Source organism: Rikenella microfusus DSM 15922, from assembly GCF_000427365.1.
In the GTDB taxonomy this organism is placed as follows: Bacteria; Bacteroidota; Bacteroidia; order Bacteroidales; family Rikenellaceae; genus Rikenella; species Rikenella microfusus.
The window spans coordinates 477,982-493,738 of record NZ_KE386488.1 but is presented as its reverse complement, the minus strand read 5'-3'; the positions used below and the strand labels follow the sequence as shown (position 1 = coordinate 493,738).

The following is a 15,757-nucleotide window of genomic DNA, read 5'->3' as shown; positions in this document are numbered from 1 at the left end:
CGATGGAAACAACAGTAAAAGACGGCATCATCGCGGCGGCGAAATCGTACATGGCCGAATACGATATGAGTGCCTCGAACTTCGCGGGCCGGGCGGACGTGGGAAAATCCTACCTCAGTAACGCCCTGAACGGGAAATATATTTACCAGAATACGACCATCCCGGATTCCTTCTTTCGGAAAATCGCCGCTACGGTCGGTTACAAACTGGAGGCTTCGTACTGGGAGCATGTGGACACGGATCAATACGTCCAGATCATGGATACGCTGAACGAGGCGCGGGAACGGGTAGAAGCCCGGATGATCGTCGGCGAGACCGGGAGCGGGAAAACTTACGCCGTGGATCGCTTCTGCGCCCAGAATCCCGTCGGGGTTTACCGCATAACCGTAAACGATTACGATACGGTGTATGACATTATGACCGTGATGTACGAACTGTTGCGGATCGAAGCTCCGGTCAAACGCGGCGCGCGGCTGCGGGGCGTGGGCCGGGAGTTGCGCAAGCGTGCGATGGAGGGCGAGCGGCCCATCGTGATCATCGACGAGGCCGAAAATACCAAAATTCCCGGCATCAAAACTTACAAGGCGTTGTACGATATGTTCGCCGGACAGGTGGCTTTCGTGCTGGTCTGTACGGAAGAGTTGCCCCGGCGGTTGGCGAAAATGAAAAACCGCGTGGAGGGGATGCCGCAATTTATCCGCCGGTTCAAGGCCAATACCGTGAAACTGGTACCGGTAGCCCGTAAATACGAAGCTTTTCTGTCGAAGGTCGAAGATATGAAACTGCGTGAGTTGCTGTCGCAGATCGCGGACAATTACGGCGAGTTGCACGACTATCTGGAGCGTGCCCTGCGCGAGGCCGATGAAAGTGGCGAGCCGCTGACCGAAGCCCTGTTCCGGGAGACTTACAACCTGCCTGCAAAACGGTAATACCATGAACCGGACTTTATTCGATATAGATGCCGAGCGTCGGCGTTTCGAGCAAAAACGAAACGCATTGCGGCGGCTCATGGAGCGACTGGCGGCCGCGGCGACCGATACGTGGTTATCGAACATGCGCCAGCTGCTGCGCGACTGCGATACCCGTATCGAGACCCTGACCGAGGAAATGAAATCGAAACGAACATTATCAACCGATTAAAACCCTTTTCAACGATGGAAAAAGTAACGAAGTCCATGCAGGAGATGAGTTCTGCGGAACTGGCCGTCCTGCTGGAACAAAAGAAAAAAGAGGAACGCGAAGCCGAACTGCAACGTCGGGCGGCTTATGAAGACCTGCGGCGCGACCTGCTCGAAAAGATCGGCGCGAAAGTCTCGGAAACGATAGACAAAGTGCAAGACCTGCGGAAATTCGTCGAAACCGAGACCGCCGCGTTCCGGGCGATCATGGCCGATTACGGCGCCCTGCGCACTGACGACCAGATGAGCTATACGCTCAAATCGGACACGTTCGCGGTAGAGGTGAAGTCGAACAAAGTCAAAAAGTTCGATGAGCGGGCCGATGTAGCCGCCCGGCGGTTGATCGAGTTCCTGCGGGGCTGGATCGAAGGTCGGGAACTCGGCGCCCGCGACCCGATGTACAAACTGGCGATGGCCATGATCGAACGCAACAAGTACGGCGATCTCGATTATAAGTCCATTAGTCGGTTGTACGACCTGGAGGGCGATTTCGATAATCCGGAATATTCCGACATCATGCGCCTATTCCGCGAATCGCACTTGGTGGAAGCCACTGCCGTGAACTTCTATTTCTACGCCAAAGACCCGGAGCGCGGGACGTGGAAAAAACTCGAACCGTCATTCAACAGATTGTAAAAAACAGGAGGACAACGCAATGAAAGTAACAGCGATTTATCAACGGGCGGACGCGAATCCCTTTCGGGAGAGCGAATGCAACTACAGGCGCGTAACGGGCCGTATCCCGGAGGGCTGCACGCAGGAGATGATCGAACAATACGCCCGCGAAGCGACCCCGGCGGGGTATGTCTTTGTAGGTATCGAACGGGCGGAGTAACACTTAACAGAAGCAAATATGAAGATTGGATTTCCCGGAATACTGTTCGTCGTATTCCTGATTCTGAAACTGACCGGCGTGATCGGCTGGTCGTGGTGGTGGGTAACAGCTCCGATATGGGGCCCTTTCGCCCTGTGGCTGGCGATCTTCTGCCTCTGCCAGGCGATCGACAAACGTTGAATTTTTCCCGCCGCGCGTGCCTGCAAGCGAAAAGCACGCGGCGGGGATTACTCCCGGCAACGAAGGGTGGCAGGCTGCGGGTTCGATTCCCGCGCCGGGAGCTAACAACAAAACGACTACGATGGTACTGAACCGGATTTATAACGAAGATTGCCTGGAGGGTATCGGGCGCATACCGACCGGATCGATACAGACCGTTATCTGCGATCCGCCCTATTTCTGCGGCATGACGCACAACGGGCGCAAAGGTACGTTCGGCGACCTGAACGTGTCGAAACCGTTTTTTGCCGAAATATTCAGGGAAATCGCGCGAGTGCTGACCGATACGGGCTGCGTCTACTGGTTCTGCGACTGGCGCACTTACCCGTTCTATTTTCCACTGTTCGATTCGATAATAGGCGTGGATAACCTTTTGACGTGGGATAAGATTCCGGGGCGGGTTGCAAAAAAATATTGGAGCAATTCGGAATTGATCGTATTTCATGCCGGTCATGATTTGTCTCCGGCCGGCGAGATGCGCAATGTTCTCAGGTATAAAATAATCAGCTCTACCGAAAGGGATCACCCGACGCAGAAACCGGTCGAACTGATCGCGCGACTGATTACGGACAGCACCGCCAAGGGCGACACCATACTGGACTGCTTTATGGGTTCGGGGACTACCGCCGTGGCCGCCATGCGTACCGGCCGCCGGTTCGTCGGCTTCGAGATCGACGAGAATTATCACGCTATCGCCCTGCGGCGCATCGAACAGGAACGGCAACAACTGAAACTGGCTCTTTGACAGTTAGGATATGCGGATATTGAGTTTGTTCGACGGCATGAGTTGCGGGCGGATGAACGCCGGTTTCTCGTGGTCGGAAATCGACCCGGATTGGCAGAACTGGTCGATGCTGGAGTACCGGGCTGCGCTTTCTCACCCGGCAGCAGAACGAGGGTTCGGATCGGATTTTGGAGCGATGCAGTGGGCCGACGCCTGTGTTTTGGTATGCCCTTGCGGACGGTCGGCCCATACCGAAGCCGGATGGATGACTGGGGCCGGGAAACCGGTTTGGGTCTATATTCCGGAACAGCAGGAGCCGGAATTGATGTATAAAGTTTACGACCGGATCGTTACCGATATAACAGAACTCGACGCATTGAACGATGAACCGGGCCGATGATACTCCCCGCCACCGCCTGACGCACCTGCTGTTGTATCTGAAACGCGGCCAGCAGATACGGATCGCGTTACAGGCACGCTGTTCGCCCTCGACCGTCTCGGCGGTATTGAACGGCAGAACCGCGCAGGACACCGACCTGGCTCGTAACATTATCCGCCTCGCGGAACACTACGCGCACCGAAATAACCCTTACAAAAAACGATAGACTATGAAAAAAGCACTTTTGATTATCCTTGCAGCCGGGTTGCTCGGCTGCGTAAAAAGCGGGAAAGTAATGCGTCCGAATGATGGGAATCGTAATTATAGCCCAAAATTTCTTTTTGAAGTGGATGGCGTGCGCGTGTATCGCTTCTATGATGGCGGGCGATATATCTATTTTACGAACTCGACAGGGCGCGTGTCGTACACGATTAGCCGGAGAGGTGACATACGTCACGTTGAAACGCTGTGTAATAATATGAAATAGCCATGAAGACCTACCGGGACGGCCTGCTGGGCAGGTTGCATAAGTTGATCAGGGAACGAGGTATCGACGACGACACCAAACGTGAAATGTACGCTTCGTATGGCGTAACGACCGCCGCCGATATGACCGATTACCAGCTGGGGCACCTGTGCTCCCGGTTAGAGGGCCGGGAGGTCGGGCCGGCCCCGGTTATCCGCCCACGACAGGATACAGACCGCGAGACCAGAGGTAAGAAGATCAGCACGATACTGAACATCCTGGCCCGTCATGGCATTGTCGAACGCAAAGAGCCTTTGCCTGCCGTCGTTCGATTCGCGGAGGTGAACGACTTCGTGCGCCGGTACAGCCGCTGCCACAAACCCCTTTCCTTTATGACGCCGGAGGAATTGGATGCCTTTCATAAAGTGTTGCGAGCGATGGAGGCGCGCGGCTGGAAATTCGCAGGTTCGCCAGCTTCTCCGACTACCGACCATAACGCCGCCCCCGCGGTGGTATTCGTTACGACACCGAACGATAACCCAATAATCAACTGAAACGATGGAACCGAAACTGACATCCCAGCAAATCAGCGTCCTGCGCACGCTGTATGGTGGCGAAAACATCACCAATGAAAACAAGGCGCGAATTATCCGCGAGATCGACGCGCAGGCCCCCGGTCTGGTCGTCATCGCCTCGCAGATCGGCCCGGCGCGGACAAAGCCGCGTTTCGGGGCGGTACTTTCGCGGGAGGGTCGCCGCTACTTAGCCGCCCTCGACGCTCCCGACCGGGCAAAAAAATAGCCCCGGAATTTTCGGTGTCCGGGGCCTGAGCTGGCGGCTCGGCACGAAGATACCGAAAAAAAATGGCATATAACAAAAAAGGTTATTATATCCGGGCGAAAAAGATTCAGGAGTTCACCGCCCGATACTACGAGCCGGAGCGTCAGGACAGGTGCTATAAGGCCGTCTGGCGTCGTTGGGCCAGGGCGGAGTTCGGCTTCGGGTACCGCGCTTTTCTGCGCTACCTGAAAGCCGCCCCGCCGCCGGAGCCGCAGGCGAACGAAAAACAACTATCATTGTTCGATTTTCCCGAATAAACGAAAAAAGGGGCGAAACATTCGCCCCTTTTTTATTCCTCAAAAATGAAACATTGTATCATTTTTTATTCCCGATCCCTACAATTTTTGCGGTCGTTTTATATACAACTATCGGCGAAAATTATATATCACCGCCTGCGTCCGGCATCGGGATCGGTGAAGGCGAAGTCGAACGAAAGGCGGAACTCGCGGATACTGTCGTCGCGGCGGGCGCGTACCAGTTTGGTACGGGTCAGCGGGGAGAACGTTTCGCCGCTCAATCCCTGCAACGCCTTGTAAACCGACTGCAGCAGGTCGAAAGCGGCGAACTCCGTATCCAAGGGCGGAGCCTGGAACGAACCGTTGAACATCCGGCTATCGGCCACCCGGACGGTCAGCGAACCGATCCCCTGCTGGTACCGCGCCCCGCCATCGGAGTAATCCACGGTTTCGACATCCACCAGTGCGCACGGGAATTTGACCGGCGATTGACGAAAATAATCCAGCTGGCCCCAGTCTTCGCCGGCATAGCGCAGTTCCGGAACTTGCTGCAAAGCCTCTTTCACGGCTTTCATTACGTTTTTAAGCATGGTAAAAAAGTATTTAAAGGGTTATTTACGGATCATTTTTCGGAACTTAGGGTCGATATTCCGCCCGATCCACTCCTGCACGTTTCGGGTGCAGGTTTCTCGGACGATACGGCCGATTTTGGGGTGGTCGCCGACGATCTGCCGCTGCGGGATCGTCAGCTCCTTTTTGGTCGTCAGGGCCAGCGAACGGTAATACTCGGCCAGTCTGTTTCCCCGTTCGCTGCGTTTGTTCGCCGCCTGGCGAGTTTTCAGGCTGAACGACACGCCCTGCATGTTTTTGTAGTACATCGCCCAGAAGTATTTGCGCATGCCGGTTGTGACGGGTATCTTTCCGCCTCGGTTGTGGATGCTGAAATAGGCGGCGTCGGAGAAGAAGGCGAGCGAGGCGCGTCCGACGGAGCAGCGCAGGGATCGGCGCAGGCGTCCGGTAACGGCCAGCAGCGTCCCGCGGCCCGTATCCATGCGGCGAGCGGGCCACGGACGGTCGAAAAAGGCTTTGCGCACGAAATTGCGGTCGAACTCGTCAAGCGTCTCCACCCGAAGCTCTGCAAGGATATTTTTCAGTAAGTCGTTCATTCCGATGCGTTTTTTCCGTACATTTGCGAACAAGGGTATTTTTACCGTTATGGAAACGATTTTCGATCATAATCCCACCCCTGCAGAACTGCGCGCCATCGGTTGCGACTGGCGGCCGTACGAGTGGTATATGTCTCATCTCGACGAAGAGACTGCATGGTTCGATCTGGCCATGCTATTCCACGAACGCGGGGACGCGAAGAACGAGGCGCGCGCCTGGAGCCATATTCCGGAGCGGCGCGATGAGTTCTTCCGAGGTTTCGACTATTTGGAAATTGAATCATAGGCGAGCCTCGAATCTTTGTTTGGTTTCATTAAGATTTTCCATCAATTCCTGGGCATTTTTCACTCCTTTCCCTTTGAGGAATTCTACGGCGTATTCTCCGACTTTTTCATAGGGTTCGTTCAGTAGTTTGTCTCGCAACGCCTCGACCGTTTCGGCTTCGTCGATACGGTGGCGTTTGAGTATCGCGCGGAAATTCCTTATCCATGTTCCGTATCCGTACCCGTTATCCAGCACGCTGTCCTGATGGGCCGCCTCGCCTCCGAATCGGGCGATAAAGTCCGGGTAGGTGTGCCGGGCCACGAACTGGTTCACCGTCTCCATCTGCATACTGGCGAGGTTGTTCCATCGCGACCAATCCGCCACGCCTCGCGCCTTCGCGTGCAGGGTCTCGTGCCAGAGACTTTCCAAAGCGTATTCCTGATTGAAGGTCAGTTCATTTCCCTTTTTGAGCGCCGCGAACGCCTCGCGTACCTCTTTGGCCGGGTTGAACTCCACAATATCACTGCCGGAACGAAGTCGGAACGCATGACTGTGCACGGTCAGAATATTGCCGGGTTTGCCATTCGTAAACCGGCCGTTCGACATGAAAGCCTGTCCGTTGCTCGCAATATCCACCCGGATCAGTCCCCCTCGGTAATCGTCCGGGAACAGGCGGGCATGCTCGGTCATAACGGTTTTGATATGTTCGTTCGTAACCCTCCCCTGAGGTATCAGTTTTTCCAGGTCGATGTCCGGCATTTTCAGTTCCACGACCACCTTTCGTACCTGTTCCTGCGCCTCCTGCGATAGTTTGTAATAGGGATGTTTGGGCGGGAAGAGTTGTTTGTCGATGCCCGGATTGAAACGGAAAATCTTCTGTTTCGGGCTGTCGGTGGCCTCGTCGCCCCGGCGCATGGCCTCGGCCGGGTCTGAAGCCGGGAACTTCCCCCGGCGCACCTGCCGCGCCGTGCAGCGGCAGCCCCAATCATTCGGCGGATAATACTTTTTCCAAAACGGATTGGACGGCGGCAGGGTAATGCCATTCAGCGCGCGGTGTTTCTGCCGCACGTGGTTATCCCCCATCGTGCGGTACTGGAGATCGTAGCGGTCGCCCTCCTCCTGCACTTCGGCCCACGAGGCCGCCATCTGCGCCGAGGCAACCGCGAAATTGTATTCCGCCTCTAAATAGTGGACGTTGTAATTCGCGTCGATGCGGCGCACGTCGGTCAGAAATTCGGCGAACCCCTTGACCGTCCCATCGGGCCGGCGCAGCAGCGACGACGCCTCTTTCAGCTCCTGGGCCGTCTTGAATCCGGAGAACAGAAACAGGCTGCCGTCCAATTTGCGGGCCATCGCGGGCGGGATCACGCTGTCCGCCACCCCCGCGTCCATCGCTTCGCGCAGGAGGGCGTGCGTTTCGCGGATCATGGCCGCGGCGGGTTCTTCGCGCATGGCTTCGGGTGAGAACTCCCCTTTGGCGTGGAGCCATTGCATCGCATGGTCGAAGACCCCCTCGCGGAATCTCCGCGGGCGCTCGTCCCCGGCCGCCAGCCGCGCATAGCGTACCGGAGGGCCGTAAAGGTCGATCAGAGCGTGGTGCAGCCCGGCATAATAGGAAGCCGGGCTTAACCGAAAAAACGGTCGGGTGCCGCCAGCTGCGCCCCGGCGGGGCCGAATCCGCTCTCCTTCTCGCCCGTCACTTCGATGCCGAACTTGGCGCGTATCCACTCCGGATCGACGTGATAATACTGCATGGCCGCATGGGTCTGCGTCCAGAGTTTTTCGGTGTCCTCCTCCTGCTGATATTCGTAGGTCAGGCCGGGCGGCAGCAGACCGATACGGGCCAGCGCGGGCAGGATGATCTCATTCCAATAGCCTTGTATCCGAGCGCGGTCTGCCTGCGCGATGCGCTCGAAGAGTTTGAGGCTGGCCTCCTCCTTCGATCGGTTGCCGTTCAGGGTGTCTTGCCCCATCTGCGCGCCGCAGACCAGCAGCGAGGAGGCCTCCTTGCACACCGCGATCAGGTTACGGTAGACGTCGCCGTTGGTGTCCGCGCCTTTGGCGAAGTCGAACGTTTCGGAGCTGTCTATGACGAACCAGGCCGCGGCCCCGAAGTCGCGCATCATCTGCTCCGCGCGATCGAGCATTTCGGGGTCTTGGGTGTTGGTTTTGAGCACGCGCGGGGGTATGGCGTAAATTTCGCAGAGTTCCGACCAGCACTGCTGGGCGAATCGGGCGAAAAGGACGTGCGGGACGGCCTTGTTGAGCAGGCCGTAATTGTGCGGCCCGCCGAACTCCAGTACCCAGGTGCCGTATTCGCGCACCTCGCGGTAGCGGATGCCGTCGCCGTCGTCTTCGGAGAGCAGCAGCACGCCGCGTTCCGGTACGACGTTGGTACGGGGCAGCAACGTCGCCTGCGGCGTTCCGGCCGCCGTAACGGTCAGCTCCACGAGCGAATGACCGTAGAGTGTTTCTTCCCAGGCGAAGCGTTCGAGATCTCGTTTCCAGGAGGCGGCCGCGAGCAGGGCCGTGGCCTCGTCGTCGGTTTCCCCATTCCGGCGGAGCGAGAACGGGGCGCCCAGCAACGACTGGAGGCGCAGTTCGACCAGCGAGGTCAGGTGGGCGTCTTGCATGATGTCGTCGTAGAGGCGTTGCAGGCGGACGCGCCGGGGGTCGTCCACGTTGTCGGCCTGGCGGAGGGCCGCTTTCCAGGTACCGATGTCCGACCGCACGCGGGAGACCGATTTGGGAACGATCCGGGCCACGTATCCCTCGCGCCGCGCCGTCGTTTTCGGGCGGGGCGTTTTCGCGGCCAAATTCCGACGTTTTCCCGCTCCGGCGGGGGATTTTTCGCGGTTGTGTGTTTTATTCATTTTTAAACGATCTTAAACGGGAATTAAAGGGCATATCGTCCAGTCCGTTGTCGAACTTCGGATGCGACCCGAAGCGGAAACGGGTTGCCGGACGGTCGTCGTCGCCCTTTCGCAGGGGCAGGTCGGGGGCTATCGTCTCGTCGTCGGTTCCGACGCCCGCCACCAGCTTCAACCAGTCGATCGCGGCCTTGTAATACTCCTTGGCGCGGTCGAAAATCAGGTCGGTATTCGCGCGTTTGATCAGGTACCATACGGCGATGCTTTTGACGTGTTCGACCAGCAGCGGGTGCCGCTCGTCGCCCGTGGCCGAGAAGATCGCCCGGACGTCGTATTTGGCGTTCAGGTAGCTCGACGCCTCCGATACCGCCGCGGCGACGGCATGGCGCAGGGCGAGGTCGTCCGCGTCCCCCTCCATGATTTCGGCCACCTGGTATTCGTAGATGGCGGTTTGCAGCTCCTCTTTAGTGATAAACATGGCTTACAGGTCTTTGTATTCGTCCGCGGCGTCGAAGCAGGGGCAGGCTTTGATATATTCGGAGGGTTCGATCGTCCCGTTGCCGTTCTTGTCGGGCGAAAAATCGCGATGCCCGCAGATACGGGCCGCGGGGAACTTCTCGCGCAGGCTTTCGAGCAGATAGACGATGGCCGCCTTTTGTTCCGGCGTTCGGGTATCTTTGGGCTGCCCGGCGGCGTCCAGTCCGCCGACGTAACAGATGCCGATGGAGGTAGCGTTGTGGCCGCTCACGTGCGCCCCCGCCTCGGCGATGTCGCGCCCGGCATGGATGGAGCCGTCCGGATAGATTACGTAATGATAGCCGATTTTTCGGAAGCCGCGGTCGCGGTGCCAGCGGTCGATGTCGGCGACCGTTACCCGTTGTCCCTCTTTGGTAGCGCTGCAGTGCAGCACGATGTCCGTAATTTTTCTCATGGTATTTCAGTATTTGCGTGATGTTCTGTAACCGACACGGTAGGTGGCGCGCTGGGTGCGCGTTACGGCGTTGAGCAGCGAGAGGGCGCCCTCCACGGCGTCGGGGCCGTCCACCATCGAACCGCTTCCTTTCTCAAAGGCTAAGTATTGATCCACCAGTTCGGTCTGGTCGGGCGTGTCGCGCTCGTCTGCATTGAACCAGACGTTGCGCCGCTCGAAATAGGGCTGCGTGGCCTCGATGCGCTCGAACTTGTCGCCCTTGGCGCGCTTGTCGGCGCGCACCGGGATGTAGTAGCCGCGGGCGTCGCCCTCGGCGTCGAAGTCGTTCACGAACTCGTCCATGCTGAATAACCCCTCGATCAGGTAGCGGATTTTGCGGCATCGGCCAAGGCCCCGGTCTTCGTAAAGATCGTAGAGCCAGCGGGCCAGCGCCGCGCGGGTGCTCTGCCGTAAAAAAGTATGGATGATATGGAACTCGCGCCCCCTCTTACCGACTAAGATCATCCCCTTAAAGCAGGCCGCAGCCTTATAGGAAAGGTCGCCGTAAAAGACCAGCGCGTCATATTCGTGCAGAGGAAGCATCTTTTTCCACTGCATATCCTCGGCGCGGAATACCGCGCCCTCCTCGACGTGCACGTGCATGTATTCGCGCATGAACGACCGGGAGGGGGTGTTTCGGAACTTCTCCCGCCAGTATTCGGCGGAGGTCTTCTCCGGCCAGGCAGGCTCGAAGGTCGCCAGGTCTTTGACCGCCGGAACCGACAGGATGCGGTATTTCGGGGGCTTCCCCTCCTCGCGGGCCTGGGCGATCCGCACCTTGAACTGCGCTTTGAGGCGGTTCGTGATGCTGTTCTTATGGAAGTTGTTGTTCGCATAAACGAAGCGTTTGACGCTGCCCTCCATTTCGTCGAAGCAGCCGATCAAATCCTCGAACAGCCAGTCCACCCCCTCGCGCATGATTCGGTCGTTGTTCACGTGCTTTTTGTTGTCCACGTCGTCCACGACGATGTAGTCCGGCCGCCGCTCCTCCTCGCGCACCCCGCGCGGGTCTTGCCCGAACCCCAGACACATAAACCGCACCCCGTCGGTGGTCAGGAACTCGCCCGCCGACCAGTCGCCCTGCTGGTATTTGGGGCCGTAGTCGTGGTTCAGACGCTTGTTGTATTGCAACTGAGCCTGACAGGCCGAGAGCAGGCGTTGCGCCTTGCGCTCGTTTTCCCCAATCAGCAGCATGAACTTCATCCGCCCGGTGTACATCAGATAGAGCGGAATCCCCATATCGGCATGTACGGACTTCGCGCCCGAACGGTAGATCTCCCACTGCGCGTAGATCTCGGTGTTCTCGATGATCTGCCGCGCCCCCTCGCGGTGGAACCAGGCGCAGGGCACCTTGGCGAAGGTCTCGAAGTAGTACTCGAACCACTTCACGTAATCCGCTTCGAGCGTCCGCACGCGGGCGATGCGCTCGGCCGGGGTTTCGCCGAGGTTCACGGAGGTACTGCGGGCGATACGCCGACAGTGCGCGTCGTAGTTCCCGATAATCTTTGAAAACCTGTTATCAGCAGCCATAATCGAAGTTTAAAACGCGTTCGGTTATCGGTTGGAATCGATTTCCGCGCGGTGGTTCACGAACCGGCGGTGGTATTCGGTGAACTCGACCGCTTTGGCCGGGTCGATGCCCGCCATCCAGTTGTCGAATTCTATAAAGACGGAGACCACGACGCTCAGGGCGACCCGCCCGTCGAAATAGCTCAGGGCCTTAGCCACCTTGCTCAGCGCGTCGGCGTCCACGCGCGGAGCGCCGCCCGCGGCGATATGCTGCACCTCGGCGGCAAGTATCTGCCGGATTTTGTTCGGCGCGGCGAGGGCGGCCCCGCGCAATCCGTCCCAGTTCATCTGTCGCCGCCACTTCGACAGCGTGGCTTCTGTCAGTTTCAGCTGTTCGGCGATCGCCGAACAGGTCAATCCATTCTCCACGAAAAGCGCCTCGGCATCTTTGTAAAGGCGGTGTTTGGGTACGTCCATAATCTCTCGTTTTCGGGCAAAAGTCGCCCGTTTTTCTCGCCTCTGCCAAAAGTGTGTATCACCTTGACACTCTAATTGTTACGGTCGTTTTTCGAGGGGATATTTGCCGAAAAAACAGAGCGAATGCCCCTGCCCCGATTCATACTCAACGACCAGCGCGTAAAGAACTCTCACGGCTTTTACCTGCTAAATGCCGGCGGGCGGTTCGACCGCTTTCTGGCTAATCCGGTAATGCTAGACAACCACGACCCCGACCGATTGATCGGCCGCTGGGAAGACCTCGCCGTGGAAGGCGACCTGCTGACCGCCGTGCCGGTATTCGACGAAGGAACGGAGTTAGGACGCGAACGAAAGGGACAGGTGGAGCGCGGATTCCTGAAAGGGGCCTCGATCGGCCTGTACATCCACGCGGCGGAGTACCGGATGAATCCGGCTACCGGCGAAAACGAGCTGTACGTCACCGAATGGGAGCAGATCGAATCTTCGACGACGGCCCTGCCGAGCAACGCCGGCGCGCTGACGCTCAAAATCTACGACCAGGGGCGGCAGCCGGTACCCGAAGAGCGACTCGCCGCCTATCTGGATTCCATAGTACGACTAACCACAATCAACGAAAAAATGCCAACAATCAATCAGAATGGCGGGGGCGGCGCTCCCGCCCCGGCTTCCGTATCCCTGACCGCCGCTGCACAGGTGGCTCTGGGACTGAGCGGAACACCGGACAGCGCGGCGATTTCGGCCGCAGTGGTCGAACTGTCGGCCCGGTACGAACAGGAGAAAGCGGCACGCGAGAAACTCGAAACCGAAGCCGCTGCCGCACGCGAGCAGGCTACCCGCGAAATGATCGCTCTGGCGATCAGGGAGGGGCGAATCACCGCCGACCAGCAGGCGAATTACGAGAAACTGGCCGCGGCGGATTACGAAACCACGAAAGCGGCCCTCGAAGCGTTGCCGACCAAGGCGTCGCTCTCGGCTCAGGTCAAAGGCGCGGCGGGCGGTAGCGGCATCCCGGCCGAGCGTAAAGCGTGGAACCTGCACGCCTGGATGAAAGAGGATATGCCGGGACTGCGGAAACTGAAAACCGATGATCCGGAAGCCTACGCGGAAATCCTCAAGCGAGTGTAAATCATAAAAACAGAGATAGTTATGCCCATAGAAAAACAGGCGTGGATCGCCATGATCAAGGAGGGGTTCGTCCCCGATACCTCTTTCCTGGCGCGCTCGGTAGACATGAGCGAATTCGTGGAATACGACAAAATCAACCTGGCCGAAGCGGGCGTCGATCCGGAGGTGCTCGTCGATAATGCCAGCTTTCCTATCGAGTCGGCCCAGCGTGCGGACATCCCGCTGGAACTTCCGTTGCACACCTTCGACACCAAAAACACGACCGTGCGGGCCATCGAAGAAAAGGAGAGTTCCTACAAAAAGATGGAGAGCGTGATTCGCGGGCACAAAAACGCCCTGCTGAAAAAGACCGCGGCCTTTGCCGCCGGCAACTGGTCTCCCCAGAAGAACGCCGACCTGACGCCGGTGCGTGCGGCTACCGGAGCCGTGAACCCCTCCGGGCAAAAGGCGCTCACCTTTACGGACATTCTCCAACTTCGCAACTGGTTCACCGGCCGCGACGTGCCCGTGGATTCGCTCGTGCTCGTACTGAATGCCATTCACGAAGCCGACCTGATGGCAGAGGACATGAAGCTCTACAAAGAGATGATCGGCAGCGGCAAAATCTGGGGGATCAGCTACTATACCTCCTCGGTATTGCCGTACTACACAGCCGCCGACGGTACGAAGAAAGCCTTCGGCGCCGCCGTGGTGCCGGAGACCGACACGCAAGGATCGCTGATGTACTGCGACACCGAGGTGATGCGCGCCGTGGGTTCCACCGACGTGTTCGCCCGTTACAAAGACCCCGCCGAGCGCGGCGACATCCTGGGCTATCAGCAGCGTTTTACCGCCCTGTCGATCCGGGGCAAGTATGCTGCCGCCTTTTATTCGGCTAAAGAATAACCGGGCATGGCGGAAACGGTAGCGCTCGTGCTGGGGTGGATCGGTACTGCGGTCGGCTTTTTCACAACGCTTTACCAATTCCGCCGAAAGCGTAAGGCGGAGGTCGGCTCGCAGGAGGTAGCCACGGCCGATCAGATGGTCGATCTGGTCAAAAAGTCTTTCGAGGAGGTGTTGGCCCTGACCCGAACCGAGAATAAGAATCTGCGCGACGACATCGAAGCGCTCAGAGTAGAAAATGAAGAAAGCAGAAAAGAAAACGAGAAGCTGCGCCGGGCGGTGGCCCGGCTGGAGCGGGCGATCCGCAGCGTGGCGCTGTGCAGCCATCGCGACCATTGCCCTATTCCTGCCCGGCTGTCGGACGCCGCGGATAACGACAAGCAGCGACCGGATACGGACGGACAGCGTGCGCGTTGTAGAGACCCTGCGTGATACGGTGGTACGGCTGGCGGCCGACAGTTCGCTGCTGCGCGCCCTGGTAGAGTGCGACAGCTTAGGGCAGGCCCGCTTGCGCGAGTTGGAGGAATACCGGGCAGGCGACCGCCTGCCGCCGCCGTCGGTTACGATCCGGGACAATGTACTGACAGCCACGGCCCGCGTGGACAGCATGGCGATTTATCTGACACTGAAAGACCGCTACAGCGAAGCCGTGCAGGTCGAACGGGAGGTCGTCACGCAGACTGTGGAGGTAAACCGCCTTACCGGGTGGCAACGGTTCTGGGTGCGGTTGGGGCAGCTGCTGGCAGCGGCCGGAGCGGGCATCGTCGCCTGGAAACTTTTAAAACGATAAAACCATGACACAGACGAAGAAAAACGAGAAAGCGGCGACCGGCAAAGCCGCCGGAGGGAATCGGCAGAAACAGGCCGCGGCGCAGACCGCTCCGGCGGAAGCTGCCGAAAACCCGCAGACATCGGAAAACACGGCACAGGCCGCTCCGGCGGAAGCTACCGAAAACCCGCAGACATCGGAAAACACGGCGCAGGTCGCTCCGGCGGAAGCTGCCGAAAACCTGCAGACATCGGACAACACGGCGCAGGCCGCTCCGGCGGAGGCTGCCGAAAACCCGCAGACATCGGACAACACGGCGCAGGCCACTCCGGCGGAAGCTGCCGAAAACCCGCAGGCATCGGAAAACACGGCACAGGCCGCTCCGGCGGAAGCTGCCGAAAACCCGCAGACATCGGACAATACGGCGCAGACCGCCCCGGCGGAGGCTGCCGAAAACCCGCAGACATCGGACAATACGGCGCAGACCGCCCCGGCGGAGGCTGCCGAAAAGGGAGGAACCGAAGCCCCGCAGATCTCGGAAAATACGGAGCCGGCCGCGGCAGAAACCCCGGAAACCGCAAAGCCGACCGAAGCCTCGGCCCCCGAAACCGTAGCGGACAGCCCGCAGGCGTCTCCACCTGCCAAACCGGCGGGCGGAGAGAAGAAAAAAGAGGCCGACCGGCTGCCTGCGTTTCTCGCCCCCTACGTAAAAGCCTATCCGACAAACAAGACTTTCCACGTAACCACCGATAAGATGGTCTTTCTGGCGAACGACCGGGGACTGGCCGTCGTGCATCAGAACAGCCTGAAAAAGGGAGGCGCCGTGGAAACCTACAACCTGTAAGAC

The 15,757-nt window shown here is 58.6% G+C and carries 26 protein-coding genes; 18 read left to right on the top strand and 8 right to left on the bottom strand.

From position 1 onward, the window contains the following. Positions 1-2: 2 nt before the first annotated feature. The 12 genes from RIKMI_RS0103110 (at position 3) to RIKMI_RS0103055 (ending at position 4,898) form a co-directional block, all read left to right on the top strand. Positions 3-929 (top strand): AAA family ATPase, encoded by a 927-nt coding sequence (locus RIKMI_RS0103110; RefSeq protein WP_027290382.1) that lies wholly within the window; start codon positions 3-5, stop codon positions 927-929. Positions 930-933: 4 nt separating this feature from the next. After that, complete coding sequence (locus tag RIKMI_RS0103105; protein ID WP_027290381.1) at positions 934-1,140, top strand: hypothetical protein; 207 nt, start codon at positions 934-936, stop codon at positions 1,138-1,140. A 14-nt stretch (positions 1,141-1,154) separates the two neighbouring features. Beyond that, positions 1,155-1,814 (top strand): DUF3164 family protein, encoded by a 660-nt coding sequence (locus RIKMI_RS0103100; RefSeq protein ID WP_027290380.1) that lies wholly within the window; start codon positions 1,155-1,157, stop codon positions 1,812-1,814. 19 nt (positions 1,815-1,833) lie between these two features. Beyond that, positions 1,834-2,013, top strand: a complete 180-nt coding sequence (locus tag RIKMI_RS0103095; RefSeq protein ID WP_027290379.1) for a hypothetical protein — start codon at positions 1,834-1,836, stop codon at positions 2,011-2,013. Between the two features lie 18 nt (positions 2,014-2,031). Continuing rightward, positions 2,032-2,193 (top strand): hypothetical protein, encoded by a 162-nt coding sequence (locus RIKMI_RS15010; RefSeq protein ID WP_169715490.1) that lies wholly within the window; start codon positions 2,032-2,034, stop codon positions 2,191-2,193. Positions 2,194-2,314: 121 nt separating this feature from the next. After that, the gene (locus RIKMI_RS14820) at positions 2,315-2,977 is read left to right on the top strand and encodes a DNA-methyltransferase (RefSeq protein WP_027290378.1); all 663 of its coding nucleotides are present in this window, start codon (positions 2,315-2,317) and stop codon (positions 2,975-2,977) included. A gap of 10 nt (positions 2,978-2,987) precedes the next feature. Then, positions 2,988-3,356 (top strand): hypothetical protein, encoded by a 369-nt coding sequence (locus tag RIKMI_RS14815; protein WP_051214300.1) that lies wholly within the window; start codon positions 2,988-2,990, stop codon positions 3,354-3,356. Then, the gene (locus RIKMI_RS0103075; RefSeq protein WP_027290377.1) at positions 3,340-3,561 is read left to right on the top strand and encodes a hypothetical protein; all 222 of its coding nucleotides are present in this window, start codon (positions 3,340-3,342) and stop codon (positions 3,559-3,561) included. Before RIKMI_RS14815 ends, RIKMI_RS0103075 begins: the two co-directional genes overlap by 17 nt. Before the next feature lie 3 nt (positions 3,562-3,564). Continuing rightward, positions 3,565-3,822 (top strand): DUF4884 domain-containing protein, encoded by a 258-nt coding sequence (locus RIKMI_RS0103070; protein ID WP_027290376.1) that lies wholly within the window; start codon positions 3,565-3,567, stop codon positions 3,820-3,822. Between the two features lie 2 nt (positions 3,823-3,824). Continuing rightward, positions 3,825-4,355: a hypothetical protein gene (locus RIKMI_RS0103065; RefSeq protein WP_027290375.1), complete on the top strand. Its 531-nt coding sequence runs from the start codon at positions 3,825-3,827 to the stop codon at positions 4,353-4,355. 4 nt (positions 4,356-4,359) lie between these two features. After that, complete coding sequence (locus RIKMI_RS0103060) at positions 4,360-4,602, top strand: hypothetical protein (RefSeq protein ID WP_027290374.1); 243 nt, start codon at positions 4,360-4,362, stop codon at positions 4,600-4,602. Positions 4,603-4,664: 62 nt separating this feature from the next. Then, positions 4,665-4,898 (top strand): hypothetical protein, encoded by a 234-nt coding sequence (locus RIKMI_RS0103055; RefSeq protein WP_027290373.1) that lies wholly within the window; start codon positions 4,665-4,667, stop codon positions 4,896-4,898. 128 nt (positions 4,899-5,026) lie between these two features. Here the strand turns inward: RIKMI_RS0103055 and RIKMI_RS0103050 are convergent, their stop codons facing one another. Together RIKMI_RS0103050 and RIKMI_RS0103045 are read right to left on the bottom strand one after the other, a co-directional pair. Further along, positions 5,027-5,467, bottom strand: a complete 441-nt coding sequence (locus tag RIKMI_RS0103050) for a hypothetical protein (RefSeq protein ID WP_037291409.1) — start codon at positions 5,465-5,467, stop codon at positions 5,027-5,029. Between the two features lie 21 nt (positions 5,468-5,488). Then, positions 5,489-6,043 carry a phage virion morphogenesis protein gene (locus RIKMI_RS0103045; RefSeq protein WP_037291408.1) on the bottom strand — a complete coding sequence of 185 codons (555 nt, stop codon included), beginning with the start codon at positions 6,041-6,043 and terminating at the stop codon, positions 5,489-5,491. Positions 6,044-6,092: 49 nt separating this feature from the next. Between RIKMI_RS0103045 and RIKMI_RS0103040 the strand changes: the two genes are divergently transcribed. Continuing rightward, positions 6,093-6,329: a hypothetical protein gene (locus RIKMI_RS0103040; RefSeq protein WP_027290370.1), complete on the top strand. Its 237-nt coding sequence runs from the start codon at positions 6,093-6,095 to the stop codon at positions 6,327-6,329. Here the strand turns inward: RIKMI_RS0103040 and RIKMI_RS14235 are convergent. From RIKMI_RS14235 to RIKMI_RS0103010, 6 genes are all read right to left on the bottom strand, one after another. After that, positions 6,324-7,802: a phage head morphogenesis protein gene (locus RIKMI_RS14235; protein WP_084135154.1), complete on the bottom strand. Its 1,479-nt coding sequence runs from the start codon at positions 7,800-7,802 to the stop codon at positions 6,324-6,326. The two genes, RIKMI_RS0103040 and RIKMI_RS14235, sit on opposite strands and share 6 nt — an antisense overlap. Positions 7,803-7,933: 131 nt before the next feature. Beyond that, positions 7,934-9,124: a phage portal protein family protein gene (locus RIKMI_RS12865; RefSeq protein ID WP_172465350.1), complete on the bottom strand. Its 1,191-nt coding sequence runs from the start codon at positions 9,122-9,124 to the stop codon at positions 7,934-7,936. A 49-nt stretch (positions 9,125-9,173) separates the two neighbouring features. After that, a complete protein-coding gene (locus tag RIKMI_RS12860) occupies positions 9,174-9,656 on the bottom strand; it encodes a phage protein Gp36 family protein (RefSeq protein WP_051214295.1) in 483 nt (160 codons plus the stop codon). 3 nt (positions 9,657-9,659) lie between these two features. Next, positions 9,660-10,109, bottom strand: coding sequence for an N-acetylmuramoyl-L-alanine amidase (locus tag RIKMI_RS0103020; RefSeq protein WP_027290369.1), 450 nt, complete (start codon positions 10,107-10,109; stop codon positions 9,660-9,662). Positions 10,110-10,115: 6 nt separating this feature from the next. Further along, entirely contained in the window at positions 10,116-11,678 is a 1,563-nt protein-coding gene (locus RIKMI_RS0103015) for a hypothetical protein (protein ID WP_027290368.1), read from the bottom strand. 24 nt (positions 11,679-11,702) lie between these two features. Continuing rightward, a complete protein-coding gene (locus RIKMI_RS0103010; RefSeq protein WP_027290367.1) occupies positions 11,703-12,134 on the bottom strand; it encodes a hypothetical protein in 432 nt (143 codons plus the stop codon). A gap of 123 nt (positions 12,135-12,257) precedes the next feature. Here RIKMI_RS0103010 and RIKMI_RS0103005 point away from each other — a divergent pair, with 123 nt between their 5' ends. From RIKMI_RS0103005 to RIKMI_RS0102980, 5 genes are read left to right on the top strand one after another with little or no spacing between them, the layout of a single operon-like run. After that, entirely contained in the window at positions 12,258-13,259 is a 1,002-nt protein-coding gene (locus RIKMI_RS0103005) for a phage protease (protein WP_027290366.1), read from the top strand. A 21-nt stretch (positions 13,260-13,280) separates the two neighbouring features. Next, positions 13,281-14,144 carry a hypothetical protein gene (locus RIKMI_RS0103000; protein WP_027290365.1) on the top strand — a complete coding sequence of 288 codons (864 nt, stop codon included), beginning with the start codon at positions 13,281-13,283 and terminating at the stop codon, positions 14,142-14,144. A gap of 6 nt (positions 14,145-14,150) precedes the next feature. Continuing rightward, positions 14,151-14,573 (top strand): hypothetical protein, encoded by a 423-nt coding sequence (locus RIKMI_RS14230; protein ID WP_051214293.1) that lies wholly within the window; start codon positions 14,151-14,153, stop codon positions 14,571-14,573. Then, positions 14,548-14,931 (top strand): hypothetical protein, encoded by a 384-nt coding sequence (locus RIKMI_RS0102985; RefSeq protein ID WP_147288444.1) that lies wholly within the window; start codon positions 14,548-14,550, stop codon positions 14,929-14,931. The genes RIKMI_RS14230 and RIKMI_RS0102985 overlap by 26 nt, the downstream gene beginning before the upstream one ends. Positions 14,932-14,935: 4 nt before the next feature. After that, the gene (locus tag RIKMI_RS0102980; RefSeq protein ID WP_027290363.1) at positions 14,936-15,754 is read left to right on the top strand and encodes a hypothetical protein; all 819 of its coding nucleotides are present in this window, start codon (positions 14,936-14,938) and stop codon (positions 15,752-15,754) included. Positions 15,755-15,757 lie beyond the last annotated feature (3 nt).